Genomic DNA, 15890 nt, shown 5'->3' with positions numbered 1-15890 from the left:
ATCATTTCAAATGGATATTAGTTACATTCATAGTTTATTTTTAAAATGTAAATCGGTTTCGATAGATACCCGCAAGATTGAGCCAAACTCATTATTTGTTGCCATAAAAGGGGAGCGTTTTGATGCGAATACATTTGCGAAAGAGGCATTAGATAAAGGGGCTTCTTATGTCATAATTGATGATGAATCTTATTTTATTGATCAAAGAACTATCTTAGTTGAGGACAGTTTAATCGCTTTGCAAAACCTGGCTAAATTTCATCGTGAATATTTGAAATTACCTATAATTGCGCTTACAGGAAGTAACGGAAAAACAACGACCAAAGAACTAATTCACGTTGTTCTTGCTAAAAAATTCAATACCAAAGCGACCGTTGGAAACCTTAACAATCATATTGGCGTTCCATTGACGTTGCTTTCATTTACTTCAGAAACAGAAATTGGAATAGTTGAGATGGGAGCGAATCACAAAAAAGAAATTGAATTTCTGTGTGATTTAGCAACGCCGGATTATGGTTATATTACTAATTTTGGAAAAGCACATTTAGAAGGCTTTGGGGGTGTTGAAGGAGTGATTGAAGGCAAAAGCGAAATGTATCAATACCTTTCGGTAAATGACAAGTTCGCCTTTATAAATTTGGAAGACCCAATTCAGGTGGAGAAATCAAAGGCCTTGAAGTCTTATTCTTTTGGTGTAAATAAAACAAATGCTGCTGTCAATATTACTTCGATTAAAGCAAATCCATTTGTAGTAATTAACTATTCCAATCTAAACATTTCAACACATTTAATAGGCTTGTATAATGCCAATAACATCAATGCAGCTTTCACTATTGGAAAGTATTTTAACATCGATGATGTCCTAATAAAAGAGGCTTTAGAAAGTTATGTGCCTGAGAATAATAGATCACAACTGTTGACAAAAGGAACTAACCAAATTATTCTGGATGCTTATAATGCAAATCCAAGTAGTATGAAAGTAGCAATTGAGAATTTCCTGCAGTTAGAGAGTTCAAATAAGATAATGATATTGGGAGATATGTTTGAGTTGGGACAGGAAAGTCAACAAGAACATAGCGCAATCGTTGACTTGCTTTCGAATGAAAATAAAGTGAAATGTTATTTTATAGGCGCTGCATTTTATACTAATAAACTTGAAAAAAACAACTTTTGGTTCTACAATACATTTGAAGCGTTTTCGAATGATTTGCCAATGACTGAATTCAATAACAGTACTATTTTGATAAAAGGGTCCAGGGGAATGGCACTCGAACGAACTTTAAATTTCTTGACATAAAGAACAGTTGTTTTTATAATAAAAATGCCATCATAGTAATTTATGATGGCATTTTTTATTTTTATTAAATGCTCATTAAAAATCCGGTGAGATTCTCTTTTTTATTAAGTTCCAGCTTTTTTCTCAATCGATACCGTGCTAGTTCTGCACCACCGCTGGAAATGTTCATGATTTCAGCAATCTCTTTCGTTGACATATTCATCAGCAAATAAGTAGATAAGTCCAGTTCTCGTGGTGAAATAGTGGGGTGTTTTTCTTTTAGTCTTTTGAGAAAATCAAAATGCACATTTTTGATGTGTTTCTCTAAATCTTTCCAGCTTTTATCTGCATTTACCTCTTTTGTTATACTCTTGTTCAATTTTGAAAACTGGAACTTGGTGGCATCATCAAAGGATTCAACATTGATGTCTTTTAGTTTGTAAATAATTCCATTGAGAATTTTATTTTTCTTGACAACCTGTAAAGAGTTATTGACCAGTTCCTTGTCTTTTGTTAAAATTTTAATTTGAAGCTTGTCGTTTTTTAGTTTTTCGATTTCTTTTTCTAATTCATATTGTTCTTGTCGGATTTTGGATTCTTTCTCTAAATATAATCTTCGTTGTTCAATCGTTTCGTAGTATTTATTCTTTCGTATTTTTACTTTTATCCTGTTTCTAATGAAAAAAATAGAAGCGGTAATGATCAAAATGTAAAGTAAATAAGCTAAAAAATGCCTGTACCATGGAGGCGCAATAGTAAAGGAAACAAATGCTTCTTCGGACTCAAGACCAAAGCTGTTTCGTACTTTTACTTTCATTTTGTAATTTCCTTCTTTTAGATTGGTGTATTCTTTTACTGCTGAAGCTGACCAGTCGCTCCAGCGATCATCAAAACCTTCCAGTAGATATGTGAATGCCACGTTTTCCATATTTTCATATATGGGAGATGAAAATGTAAACTTTATATGATTTGAAGCATACGGAATTTTTAATTTCAGCTCGGTTTGCGTTGCATTTCCTAAAATTAAAGTATCTTTTGGAAAAGAGTATGTCTTTATAAATGCGGTTGGTTTCTTATTGATAGCAGAGCCAAATTGGGAGTCGTAATGTGCCAGACCTTCGGTTAGACCAATAAAAATGGTATTTGGGTTTACAGTATTTATAGAGAGATGATTGTTGACCAGATTTCCGCTAAAATTTGAAAAAGGAGCTTGTAGCTTTTTATAATTCCCATTCTTGATTTTCATTAATACTCCTAAAGATTCGTTGAATACGTACCAGATATTCCCTAAAGCATCTTCATTTGTGGCGCTTATTTTTGGGATATTCTGAAATAATGCACTGATTTTTTTATCTTCAAAAAACAAATCCTGTTTTTGTGAATATCTAAAAAAATGATTGTCAGTTTGAAAATAGACGTCGTTATTCAAATGCTGTATACTCCCAATTCCTTTATTGGAAGAGGTTAGATTTTCATATTTTCGTGTCGAAATAATTTTTTCCAAATTTTCAGCCAGTTTGAGTTTGTACAGGGAAGCATCTTTTTTGAGCCAAATATGATCGTCTTCAATTTCAAACGAAGCTGCAGACTGATTGAATCCCTGAATGTGATTTCTAAATTGCAAACCTGTATTCGTCTTTTCAAATATGGAAAATCCATCATATTTGGCACCAATAAAATAGTTTGGATTACCACGTAATTGCTTAAATCCAAAATATCCATTAGTGTCTAATTTTTTTACCGCTTTTCCTCCTGCAATTACTATAGCGCCGTTGTTGTGGGCACATAGTAATTGCCCGTCAATAATTTGAAGGTTCCATGCCTGGCCGGTTGTACCCGTGACAGGAATGAATTTATTGTTCTTGACAGATCCATTCCAAGGGTGGTAATAAACGCCTTGATTGGTGGCTACATAAAGATTTTTTTTGTAAATAACAGATGCATAAACCGTACTTAAATCATAGCTAAAGCCAAAATAGGTAAATGGAGAGTTTTCATTGATGAAAGTGATACCGTTGTCTAGGCCTAGCCAGATATTATTTTTATGGTCGATAAAAGAACTTAAAACAGTATTATTATACAGTCCTTTTGCGCGATTAATAGTTTGAATTATTTTTCCGTTTGTATCACAGACAATCATTCCATTGGATACAGAATTAAGAACAATGGTTGTTTCATTCATTTGAACGCCACCCAAAGAACTATTTTTTTTGATAAAATCATTCGCTTCTGTTTCCCAGGAACTGATTTTCTCTCCGTCGTAAATGAAAAGTCCTTTGTTTAAAGTTGTGATCAGAATGCGGTTGTTCGGCAAGGTAAACATGCCCCATATTTCGGTTTTGTTTAGGGAAGTTGTGCCTTTTAAAGGGATGAATTGCCCGTCTCTGTATGCGAGTAGGCCTTGTGCAATATCTTGAAAATAGAGCTGGTCCTTTACTCGAAAAGAAAATTGAAACTTGTCAGGTGCTTCCAAAAATTCGAGTTTGTTATTTTTGAAAACATAAGCTCCTCCAAACGATTGAAAAATGACTTCATCTTTATACAAATGAATTTTCCAGATAAAATCGATCGTATTCTTAGCTTCTGCATGTAGTAATTTTGATATAGAAAAATAATTTAGCTTCCCTTTGGGATTGGTTTCAAAATAGCCAAATTCATTATAACCACCCACAAAAATTTTACCGGAATTATCAATTTTTAAGGATTTTAATCCTGAAAAATTTGGTAATGCGTGTTTTGTCCAAGTCGAACCATCAAACTGAAAAAGTCCATTGTTGTTTGCAAAAAACAGATTGCCATTCTTGTCCTGATCAATATCCCAGTTTTGAGTTCCGCCTTTATAATCTGATTTCGGATAATTTTTAATTTCTGGAATGCCAATGTTTTTTACTTGTCCAATCAAAGGGGTTTGTGAAACGGAAATAAGAACAAAAAGTATGATGAATTTTATAAATCGCATAATTTAAATGTAACTAATGTTTCGTTTTTTAAAAAGATTTTAATGTTAAAAAAAAAAGAGATTCTTAACAGGTGACCTATTCGAGGATTACGTTAGATAAAGCCCTTTTTTATAAAGATAGTGTTTGTTTTTAAATTAACTTTTTTATAACATCTGGATTTTGAAATATAAAGACTGAATAACAGTGCATTATGGATTTAATGATGGGTTTTTGAGTAGTTTTAAAATACGGGTTGATGTGTTTTTGTAATAATTAATTATTATACATCCAGAGAATATAACGCTAATATTGTTTGAAATAACTAATTAATTAACCAAAATTTTTATAAAAATGAAATTAACAAAAACACATTTTTTTTGTTTTTTGTCTCTCTTATTCTCATTTTACAGTCAGGCACAAGAGATTGCTGTAAAGGGAAAGGTGTTAGATGAATCGGGCTTTCCTATTCCAGGTGCTACAGTTTTAATTAAAGGAACTTTTTTAGCGACTAGCACTGATTTTGATGGTGATTATGCCATCAAGGCCGACTCTAAAGCAACTTTAGTTATCAGTTATTTAGGGTACAATCCTATTGAAGCAGTAATAAATGGGAGATTACAAATTGATTTTAAACTTATTCCTCAGTCTCAAAATTTAGATGAGGTCGTGGTTGTGGGGTACGGAACTCAAAAGAAAAGTGTGGTTACCGGAGCTATTTCAAGTATTAAAGCGAAAGATTTAGAAAACTTACCCATAACCAGAATCGAACAATCATTACAAGGAAGAACCTCGGGGGTTAATATTGCGTCTAATTCGGGTCAGCCTGGCTCATCCTCGACTATTCGAATTAGGGGAATCACTACTTTTGGCAATAACGAACCGCTTTGGGTTGTTGATGGTGTTGTGGTGGATGCCGGCGGTATTGGATTTTTAAATCAATCGGATGTTCAATCTATAGAAGTGCTTAAAGATGCCGCTTCGCAAGCTATTTATGGTGCAAGAGCTGCTGCGGGAGTAATATTGGTTACTACCAAAAAAGGAAAATCAGGAAAAATCAGTGTCAGTTACAACGGTTTTTCAGGAGTATCTTCTCCAGCTAAAAAACTAAATTTGCTTAATGCTACTGAGTATGCGACTCTTTTTAATGAAGCATCGGTGGCTGGGGGTGCTGCCGCTCCATTTCCTAATCCGGAATCATTAGGAGCCGGAACAGACTGGCAATCCACTATTTTTAATAATAGTGCTAAACGCGAAGGTCATGAGCTTAGTTTATCTGGCGGAAATGAAATTTCTACCTTTTATCTTTCTTTTGGACTTTTGGATCAGGAAGGAATTGTAGCTACTGATATCTCAAATTATACCAGAAAAAATATTCGAATTAACTCTACTCATAAATTATCAAAATGGATCACCTTGGGACAAACTTTAGGGTATTCAAGAGAAAAAAATATCGGAATTGGAAATACAAATAGTGAGTATGGCGGTCCATTAAGTTCTGTAATTAATCTGGATCCTTTGACTCCAATTGTAGTTACAGACCCTAATGAAGCCAGCGCTGCTCCTTATAATAATAGCGGAATCATTAGAGATGCCATGGGGAATCCTTATGGAATTTCTTCTTTAGTAGGGCAGGAAATGGCCAATCCATTAGCTTATATCCAAACGCGATTAGGTAATTACGGTTGGTCAGACAATTTTGTCGGTAATGCGTATTTAGAGTTGGAGCCTATAAAAGGATTAAAAGTGAGAACGACTTTAGGCGGAAAATTAGCCTATTGGGGTGGCGAGAGTTTCACTCCTGAATCCTACCTGAATGCGTCAAGCATTATGCTAAGGAACAATGTAAGCCGAACAACTAATAAAAGTTTTGGTTGGAATGTTGAAAATATTATTTCATACAACAAAGAAATTAAGGGACATAATTTTAGTGTGTTAGCAGGTCAGGGTGTTTATGTGGATAATATTACCAGCGGGACTGGGGTTACTTATTATGATATTCCGGTGACCAGTTATCAGGATGCTTCTTTTAATTTTAGTGTTCCGCAAGATCAAATTGATGCCTTTGCATACACTGGTGCGGAACATATTGTAACCTCTTTATTCTCAAGGTTTAATTATGACTACAACGAAAAGTATCTGGTTACGGGTATTATTCGTAGAGATGGTTCTTCCAGATTTGGATCCAATAATAGATTTGGAACTTTCCCTTCTTTCTCTCTGGGTTGGGTGCCTTCAAAAGAAGATTTTTGGAAAGAAAACAAAGTGATTAAACAATTGAAATTCAGAGGAGGATACGGGATAACAGGAAATGATGCTATTGGGGATTTTAGGTATTTAGCGACTATTGGCGGAGGTAGGAATTATAGTTTTGGTAATGGCGGCGCAGTTACAATTGGGAACAGTCCGAATGCTCCTTCCAATCCGGATTTAAAATGGGAGGAAACCAGCCAGGCTAATATTGGATTTGATGCTACTTTATTTCAAAATATTAGTTTCTCTTTTGATCTGTACAACAAAACTACCAAAGGGATTTTGCAAGATGTCACTTTGCCCGGATTTGTAGGTGCAACAGGAAGTCCGGTAGGGAATGTTGCCGACATGGAAAATAAAGGGTTTGATATCGAATTGGGTTATCGAAAAAGTATTGGAGAACTTAATTTTTCTGTAAATGGAAATGTTTCGTATCTGCAAAATAAAGTTACCTATTTAGGAAATGGAATTGACTTTTTATCCGGAGGGCAAACCATTCAAGCAAGTACTTACCCAATTACAAGAGTTCAAGTTGGTCAGCCTTATAATGCCTTCTTTGGTTTTCAAACCCAGGGAATTTTTCAGAATCAAGATGAAATTAATGCCTATACTAATCTTGCCGGCAGTTTGATTCAACCAGATGCCAAACCTGGGGATTTTCGCTGGGCGGATGTGGATGGTGATGGTGCCATTACAGCTGATGATCGAACTTTTATCGGAAGTCCGATTCCTGATTTTACCTTTGGTTTAACCTTAAATTTTGACTACAAAAATTTTGATTTAATGGTTTTTGCCCAAGGGGTTACCGGAAATCAAATTTTTCAAGGATTGCGCCGCTTGGATATTGCAAATTCCAATTATCAAACTACGGCTTTGGGGCGTTGGAATGGCGAAGGGACTTCCAATACTTTTCCAAGATTGACCACAAACGATTCTAACAGGAATTTCAATAATCCATCTGATTTCTATTTGGAAGACGGCGATTATCTTCGATTCAAAATGATACAAATTGGGTATTCGATTCCCACTGCAATCATCAATAAAGCAGGATTGCAAAAAACCAGAATTTATTTGACAGGTGAAAATTTGTTCACTTTTACAAAATATTCAGGATACGATCCTGAAATTGGAGGTGGTGTCATGGGAATTGACAGAGGGTTTTATCCCCAGGCAAAAACAGTCATGTTAGGCGTTAATTTACAATTTTAATAAAACAGTAGTATGAAACTTAGAAATATAAAACAGTCGTTTCTTTTGTTAGTGGTGTTGGTGGCAGCATCCGCCTGCAGTGAAGATTTTTTGAATGTAGATCCAGAAGGAACCGCATTAGAAGAAGCGTATTATTCAAATGAATTTGAAGCCTATTCAGGTTTAGTTTCCGTTTATGACGGTATCGGGAAATATTCCGTTGGATTCGAAAATATGGTGACCATCTTGAACGCAGGTTCTGATGATACTTATGCAGGAGGCGGAGGCGCAACCGATGGGACCGGAATACAATCTTTTTCTAATTATACCATAAGCTCAGTTACTATTCCTACCAGTTATTGGAACAATTTTTACCAAGGAATTTTCAGAGCTAATGTGCTCCTCGTAAAATTACCGGAGGTGCCTATGGATGAAACCGTAAAAGCAAGATTTACCGCTGAATCCAAAGCATTAAGAGCCTTTTACTATTTTGAACTGGTGCGCTTGTTCAAAAATATCCCGTTAATTACCGTACCGCTTACGCCAAACGAAATCGCTTCGGTAACTCAAGTGAGTCCGGAATTAATCTATGCGCAAATTGAAAAAGATTTGACGGAATCCATGCCGGATTTACCAATGACAATAACCAATCCCGCTGATGAAGCGGGGCGCCTTACAAAAGGAGCTGTTCAGGCACTTTTAGGAAAAGTATATTTGTATCAAGGCAAAAATACTTTGGCGGCAACACAATTTGCCCAAGTAAACGGTACACCGGGTACAACAAGCCAATATGGGTATAAATTGTTGGATAATTATGCTGATTTATGGGTAGTTGCTAATAAATTTAACACGGAATCCATTCTGGAGGTTTCTAATACTAACAGGGGAAATACAGGCTGGGGCAATTGGGGTTCTGGTTCTGATGAAGGGAATAGTGTCAATGTTATGATTGGACCAAGAAGCTATTCCAGACCCAGTGGATCAACTGCTCCGGATTATGCTACCGGTTTTGCTTTTAATCCGATTACACAAAATTTGTATGATGTGATCAAAACCGATCCTCGTTTTAAATCAACCGTAGCGGATTTAAAAGCATTAAAAGCTGCAGGTTTGGCAGATTATATTCCGGGGTATCAGGACACCGGTTTCTTTATCAAAAAATTCATGCCATTAACCGCTGATATAACAACTGGAGGTGGCGATGCCGTTTTAAATTACAGACAAAACATGTATGTAATTCGATTAGCAGACACCTATTTGATGGAAGCAGAAGCGTTAGGCGGAACTGGAGTTCGAGCTCAAGCTCTGTTAGATGCTGTTCGAGCCCGAGTTGGATTGACTCCGGTTGCCGTTTCTATTGATGCAATTATAGCGGAGCGCAGAATAGAATTAGCTTGCGAAGGACACCGTTGGTATGATTTGGTGCGAACTGGAAGAGCAGCAAGTGTTCTCGCTAATAGAGGGTTTGTAGCCGGAAAAAATGAAATTTGGCCCATTCCTTTAAAAGAATTAGAAAATACTCAAATTGTTCAAAATCCAAATTATAATTAAAAATAAGGGTTAAATTTCCTAGAAAGAGTCATAAGAATTAGTAGTTAAATAAGTGGTTTTTTTTTGTTTTTTTAAAAAGCCTGTTGTCATCAGATTTCAGGCTTTTTTTGAATGCTAAAGGAACTGGTTGTTCTGGAAAAGCGAGTTAAAATTGCTGTTTTTTAGAAGTCAAAAAAGGAAAAGGATAGGCCAGTTGTGATGTAACAGCTTTTTTAATTTTTTGTATATTAGTTTGCGAATTCGATTAAAAGAAAGAAACGCGGGTTAATCATAGGAACAAAAAAATCCAGAATAGTAATAATTATAGTCAAATGAATCAGGTAAAAAAAATAATTGTTTTGGTAGTTTTTCTGTTAATGGGAATTTTTTCCAATGGACAAACATTGAAAGTGATGACATACAATATTCGCTTAGATGTTGCCAGTGACAGAGAAAATGCGTGGAGTCTTCGCAAAGATTATTTCATGTCTCAAATTCAATTTTACAATCCTGATGTTTTTGGAGTCCAAGAAGCAAGACCCAATCAGGTAGTTGCTATTGCAACGGCACTTTTTGAATACAATAATGTAGGTATTGGAAGAGACGGAATAGGTCAAGGAGAATCGTCTAATATTTTTTATAAAAAAGAAAGATTTACTGTTAAAGAAAGCAGTACGTTCTGGCTTTCTGAAACGCCGAATACAATTTCAAAAGGCTGGGACGCGGCCTACAATAGAGTTTGTACGTATGCGCTTTTTAAGGATTTGAAAACAAAACAACTATTTTGGGTCTTTAATACCCATTTGGATCATATTGGCGAAGCGGCCAGAACCAAAGGAATCAAATTAATCCTTACGAAAATGGAGGAACTAAACACAAAAAATTATCCTGTAATTCTTATGGGTGATTTAAATTCACAACCTAAGGAAAACAGAATAATACTGCTTAAAAAAGCAATGGATGATACAAGAGAAGTTTCGCAAGAAAAACCCTTTGGGCCTACGGGAACATTCAATAATTTTAAACACAACGAACCTGTAACTAAATTGATAGATTATATTTTTATTTCGAAAAACAGTGTTTTGAAAGTAAAAAAATATGCCATTTTGAGCGATTCAAAAGACTTGAAATATCCATCTGATCATTTACCGGTTTATGTTGAATTAAATTTTAAATAAAATATGAACACTATAAAAAAAACACTACAACTTCTGTTTTTACTATCCTTGACGGTTCTTATGTCAAAATGTTCACCTGCTGGAGATATCGTTAAACCGGTTCCGGCGCCAACTTTTCCGATAGTAACAAATGAAATGGATTTTTGGTTGACAAAAGGCAATCAGAGTGTGATGCTACAAAAGCAAACTTCCAATTTAGCCTTTGGCTCAACCTTAAATAACTATGCAAACATCGAGGTTGATGAGGCTAAAACGTTTCAAACCATTGATGGTTTCGGATATACCTTAACGGGAGGAAGTGCGCAGGTTATCAATCAATTAAATGCTCAAAAGAGACAAGAATTATTAAAAGAATTGTTTGGTTTCGATGCTAATTCAATTGCTATTAGTTATTTAAGAATCAGTATTGGTGCGTCAGATTTGAATGCTGCTCCATTTACCTATGATGATTTACCAAGCGGACAAACGGATATAAATCTGGACAATTTTAGTTTGGCAACAGATAAAACGGATTTGATTCCAATGCTAAAAGAAATTGTTGCAATCAATCCAAATATTAAAATTATGGCAACTCCTTGGTCGCCACCCGTGTGGATGAAAGACAATACTAGTTTTGTCGGCGGAAGCTTGAAACCGGAGTATTACGCCGCTTATGCAAAATATTTTGTGAAGTACATTCAAACTATGAAAGCTGAAGGAATTACCATTGATGCCGTAACGCCTCAAAACGAACCCTTGCATCCTGGCAATAATCCAAGTATGTTGATGATTGCATTGCATCAGGCCGATTTTATAAAAAATCATTTAGGACCAGCTTTCAAAGCTGCAAATTTAGCAACCAAAATTGTGACGTACGACCATAATTGCAACAAACCAGAGTATCCTATTGCAGTGTTGAATGACCCAGGAGCGAATCCCTATGTTGATGGTTCTGCATTTCATTTGTACGAAGGCGACATCAGTGCTTTATCTACCGTTCACAATGCTTTTCCTAATAAAAGCATCTATTTCACGGAGCAATACACGTCTTCGACAGGAAGTTTCGAAGGGGATTTGAAATGGCATGTGAAAAATGTAATCATTGGTTCGATGCGCAATTGGAGTAAAACAGCATTAGAATGGAACTTAGCCAATAACGCTTCTTTTGGACCAAATACTCCGGGCGGTTGTACCACTTGTAAAGGCGCATTGACGATTAACAGCAGTAATAGTTTCACCAGAAATGTAGGGTATTATATTATTGCCCACGCCTCTAAATTTGTTCCTGCCGGTTCGGTGAGAATTTTGAGTAACTTTAGTGGGAATTTGAATAATGTGGCTTTTAAAACGCCTAGTGGAAAAAAAGTTTTAATTGTTGAAAATGACGGCAACACCTCTGAAATTTTTAATATTAAATACAAAGGAAATTGGATAACAACTTCACTGGAAGCGGGTTCAGTAGGAACATATATTTGGTAAAATAACAATAGCATAACAATTTATATTATGAAAAGAATAACTACAGCAGCCCTTTTAGCACTGACTTTTTTGGCTTTTTCACAGCAAAAAAATAAAACAAAACAAGTGTCTTTTTCTACGAAAGATAAAACGATTACCGTTTATACTACAGCAGAAAACACAAAGTTACGATTGACACAAACTGATAAATTGAGTTTTAGTAGTTCCAAACAACCTTTGGAAACAGAGATTTCTGTTTTTGTGGAACCTAATAAAACATTTCAAAATTTCATGGGAATTGGTGGAGCTATTACGGATGCCAGTGCTGAGGTTTTTGCAAAATTGAGCAAAGAGAAACAGCAAGAACTTTTGAATGCCTACTATGATACAGAAAAAGGAATTGGGTATTCCTTATTGAGAACTACCATTCACAGTTCTGATTTTTCGAGCGGAAGTTATACCTATATTAAAGATGGAGACAAGGATTTAAAAAGTTTCAATATAGATCATGACAGACAATATCGCATTCCAATGCTTAAACAAGCCATAAAAACTGCTGGAGGAAAATTATTGCTTTATGTTTCTCCATGGAGTCCGCCCGCTTTTATGAAAAGCAATGGTAGCATGCTAAAAGGAGGAACCTTACTTCCAGAATATTACCAATCTTGGGCAAATTATTACACAAAATTCATCAAAGCGTATGAGAAGGAAGGAATGTCAATTTGGGGATTGACCGTTCAAAACGAACCAATGGCAACACAAACTTGGGAATCCTGCGTGTTTTCTGCGGAAGCTGAAAGAGATTTTTTGAAGAATTTTCTGGGACCAACACTGAAAAAAGAAGGTTTAGGAGATAAAAAAATAGTTGTTTGGGATCACAACCGTGATTTGATGAATCAAAGAGCAAATGTTATTTTTTCTGATCCGGAAGCTTCAAAATATGCTTGGGGAATGGGATTTCATTGGTATGAAACTTGGGCAGGAGGAGAGCCAATGTTTGATAATGTTCGAAAAGTGCACGAAGCTTATCCCTCTGAAAATTTATTGTTTACCGAAGGTTGCGTCGAAAGATTTGATGCCAAAAAATATCAATTTTGGGCGAATGGAGAACGATATGGAACGTCTATGATTAACGATTTTAATAATGGAACGGTTGGTTGGACGGATTGGAACATCCTTTTGGACCAAAACGGCGGGCCAAATCACGTAGGGAATTTTTGTTTTGCACCCATCCATGCCGATACCAATTCGGGGGAATTAATCTATACGCCGTCGTATTATTACATCGGACATTTTTCAAAATTCATTCGACCAGAAGCTAAAAGAGTCAGTACAGCAGTAAGCCGAAGCAGTTTGATAAGTACGTCATTCCTGAATAAAGACGGAAAAATGGTTACAGTAGTAATGAATCAAAGCGATAAAAAAGTCACGTATAATTTAATTATCGCTACCGAGAAAACGGTTGTTGAAATTCCCGCTCACGGGATTCAAACATTAGTGTATTAATTTTAAAACCAATTTTATGAAAAAAATAATTTTAATAGCCTTTATTTCTTTTTCAATTACCTCGTTTGGACAAGGTTTTTTACATAGAAATGGAGAAGAAATTGTTGATGGAAACGGAAAAAATATTGTGTTGCGCGGTTTGGGATTGGGCGGATGGATGGTCCAGGAAGGATATATGCTTCAAACCGGTTCGTTTGCAGGTCCTCAACACATAATTAAGCAAAAAATAACGGATTTAATAGGGGCTAAAAATACCGAAGAATTTTATGATGCGTACAAAGCAAATGGAATAACAAAAAACGATATTGATTCATTGGCGGCATGGGGTTTCAACTCTGTTCGCTTGCCGATGCATTACAATTTATACACATTGCCTCTGGAACAAGAAGCGATTTCTGGTGAGAATACGTGGCTGGAGGAAGGTTTCAAAATGACCGATGATTTGTTGAGTTGGTGTGCTGCCAATAAAATATATTTGATTTTGGATTTGCATGCAGCCCCGGGTGGTCAAGGAAAAGACGCGAATATCTCTGATTATGATCCTGCTAAACCATCACTTTGGGAAAGTACGTCCAATCAGGATAAAATGGTGGCGCTTTGGGAAAAATTAGCTGAACGTTACAAAGACAATCCTTGGGTAGGAGCTTATGATATTATCAATGAACCCAATTGGAATTTTACAGGAACGAATCAAAATGGTTGTGATGAAACTTTGAATGCGCCTTTAAGAGCCTTGCAAGTTAGAGTTACAAATGCCATTCGAGCCATCGATAAAAATCATTTAATTTTTATTGAAGGGAATTGCTGGGGAAATAATTACAACGGAATGTTTCCGCTTTGGGATGAAAATATGGCGTTGAGTTTTCACAAATATTGGAATCAAAATGATGTGGCTTCGATCCAAAAAATGTTGGATTACAGAACCCAATATAATGTGCCAATTTGGTTGGGAGAAAGTGGAGAAAATTCTAATGTTTGGTTCAAGGAAGCCATTTCTTTAATGGAATCAAATAATATTGGTTGGGCTTTTTGGCCAATGAAAAAAATTGAAAATTTAGCGGGAGTTTCTTCGGTTACAAAAACGCCTGAATACGATCAATTGTTGCACTATTGGAATAATAAAGGATCTAAACCTACGGTTGATTTTGCTAAAAAAGCATTAATGGGTATCGCGGAAAATTTCAAAATGAAAAACCTGACCATCAGATATGATGTGATTGATGCAATGATCAGACAAGTTCAAACAACCGATACTAAGAAATATAAAAACCATGCTTTGCCAGGGAAAGTATTTGCAACAGAATATGATTTAGGACAAAACGAATACGCTTATTTTGATAAAGATGTCGCTAATTATGACGGTACTAAATTTACTAAATGGAACAAAGGCGGATTGATGCGAAATGATGGAGTTGATGTTGAGTCTTGCAACGATACAATGACAAATGGATTTCAGGTTGGTTTTATTGAAGATGGTGAATGGCTGCAATACACGGTTGAGGTAATAGCCAAAACTACTTTTGATGTTGCTGTACGTTATGCGAATGAGGCTTCAGGTGGAAAACTTTATTTAGAGGATGAAAACGGGAAAATCTCTGAAACAATAACAATTCCTGCTTCGGGCGGAAAAGACAATTGGAAAACGGTGACTTTAACAAATGTGATTTTAAAACAAGGAACGAATAAAATCAAAGTGCGTTTTGAAAAAGGGAATTTCAATTTGAACTTTTTGGAATTTAAAAAAGCAAAAAAATAAAAATAAGGCAGAGGTTTCACCTGCATTTACTCTTGTGCTATCAAGGCTCGAAAGATCAAAAAGCAATAAAAAAATCAATCGGCAGTATTTTGAGTGTACTGTTGATTGCATTTATAATTTGTGTAGGTCGCACTTGTGAACTTCCCGCTCCATGATAACGTGGGTTTTTTGCAAAATCACCAACAATAGCTATCTTTTTTAAAGCTGATTTCAGCGGTAAAATCGCATTTTCTTTTTTCTATAAAACAATACATTCGCCACTTACTTGTCTGGCCAATTCATTGTGTTTTACTTTATCCACTACGATTCTTTTTTTGGGGCTGTCTTTTGCTTTTAAGGTAATGGCAAGTAAATCTGTCACGATTTCATCTAATCTGGCTTCCGCCAAAGTTTCTTTTTTTACCGCTTCAACAATTTTTTTTATCATTGAAACCTCCGCTAGCAGGCATTTCTAAATGCAATCCGGCATCAACTCCTAAAGCTCTTTCGTTTACTGCACCCCAATCAGAAACTACAAAACCTTGTAAGCCCCATTTTTCTTTTAGCATTTGAGTCAATAAATAAGAGTTTTCAGAAGCGTATGTTCCGTTAAGTTTATTGTAGAAACAGATTACTGTCCAAGGTTGTACTTCTTTTATGGTCATTTCAAAGGCTGAAAAATAGATTTCGTTCAAGGTGCGTTCGTCAACATTAGAACTATTAGACATGCGTTCAACTTCCTGACTGTTTGCCGCAAAGTGTTTGATGGAATTTCCACACCTTGACTTTGAACTCCATTTATAAAGCCAATAGCAATTTTTCGGACTAAAACTGAATCTTCAGAAAAATAT

The 15890-nt window shown here is 35.7% G+C and carries 10 protein-coding genes; 7 read left to right on the top strand and 3 right to left on the bottom strand.

The genetic code is table 11. From position 1 onward, the window contains the following. Positions 1–10 precede the first annotated feature (10 nt). A complete protein-coding gene (locus tag ACNQGD_RS14145; RefSeq protein ID WP_417999728.1) occupies positions 11–1297 on the top strand; it encodes a UDP-N-acetylmuramoyl-tripeptide--D-alanyl-D-alanine ligase in 1287 nt (428 codons plus the stop codon). 64 nt (positions 1298–1361) lie between these two features. On the opposite strand, the gene ACNQGD_RS14140 is transcribed toward ACNQGD_RS14145, so the two are convergent. After that, positions 1362–4235, bottom strand: a complete 2874-nt coding sequence (locus tag ACNQGD_RS14140; RefSeq protein ID WP_417999727.1) for a helix-turn-helix and ligand-binding sensor domain-containing protein — start codon at positions 4233–4235, stop codon at positions 1362–1364. Between the two features lie 331 nt (positions 4236–4566). Between ACNQGD_RS14140 and ACNQGD_RS14135 the strand changes: the two genes are divergently transcribed. The 6 genes from ACNQGD_RS14135 to ACNQGD_RS14110 all read left to right on the top strand — a co-directional run bounded on the left by ACNQGD_RS14135 (position 4567) and on the right by ACNQGD_RS14110 (position 15060). Beyond that, positions 4567–7674 (top strand): SusC/RagA family TonB-linked outer membrane protein, encoded by a 3108-nt coding sequence (locus ACNQGD_RS14135; protein WP_417999726.1) that lies wholly within the window; start codon positions 4567–4569, stop codon positions 7672–7674. Between the two features lie 12 nt (positions 7675–7686). Next, on the top strand, positions 7687–9204 hold the full coding sequence (locus tag ACNQGD_RS14130; RefSeq protein WP_417999725.1) for a RagB/SusD family nutrient uptake outer membrane protein: 1518 nt from the start codon (positions 7687–7689) through the stop codon (positions 9202–9204). Between the two features lie 311 nt (positions 9205–9515). Continuing rightward, on the top strand, positions 9516–10361 hold the full coding sequence (locus ACNQGD_RS14125; protein WP_417999724.1) for an endonuclease/exonuclease/phosphatase family protein: 846 nt from the start codon (positions 9516–9518) through the stop codon (positions 10359–10361). A 3-nt stretch (positions 10362–10364) separates the two neighbouring features. Continuing rightward, complete coding sequence (locus ACNQGD_RS14120; RefSeq protein ID WP_417999723.1) at positions 10365–11819, top strand: glycoside hydrolase family 30 protein; 1455 nt, start codon at positions 10365–10367, stop codon at positions 11817–11819. 27 nt (positions 11820–11846) lie between these two features. Continuing rightward, positions 11847–13304, top strand: coding sequence for a glycoside hydrolase family 30 protein (locus ACNQGD_RS14115; RefSeq protein ID WP_417999722.1), 1458 nt, complete (start codon positions 11847–11849; stop codon positions 13302–13304). Between the two features lie 16 nt (positions 13305–13320). Then, a complete protein-coding gene (locus tag ACNQGD_RS14110) occupies positions 13321–15060 on the top strand; it encodes a cellulase family glycosylhydrolase (RefSeq protein WP_417999721.1) in 1740 nt (579 codons plus the stop codon). Between the two features lie 238 nt (positions 15061–15298). Here the strand turns inward: ACNQGD_RS14110 and ACNQGD_RS14105 are convergent, their stop codons facing one another. Continuing rightward, entirely contained in the window at positions 15299–15487 is a 189-nt protein-coding gene (locus ACNQGD_RS14105; RefSeq protein ID WP_417999720.1) for a hypothetical protein, read from the bottom strand. Further along, the gene (locus ACNQGD_RS14100) at positions 15468–15806 is read right to left on the bottom strand and encodes a glycoside hydrolase family 3 N-terminal domain-containing protein (protein ID WP_417999737.1); all 339 of its coding nucleotides are present in this window, start codon (positions 15804–15806) and stop codon (positions 15468–15470) included. The genes ACNQGD_RS14105 and ACNQGD_RS14100 overlap by 20 nt, the downstream gene beginning before the upstream one ends. Positions 15807–15890 lie beyond the last annotated feature (84 nt).

The organism is Flavobacterium glucosi, from assembly GCF_048286535.1.
In the GTDB taxonomy this organism is placed as follows: Bacteria; Bacteroidota; Bacteroidia; order Flavobacteriales; family Flavobacteriaceae; genus Flavobacterium.
The sequence above is the reverse complement of the archived record's forward strand: the minus strand, read 5'-3'. Positions and strand labels throughout refer to the sequence as shown.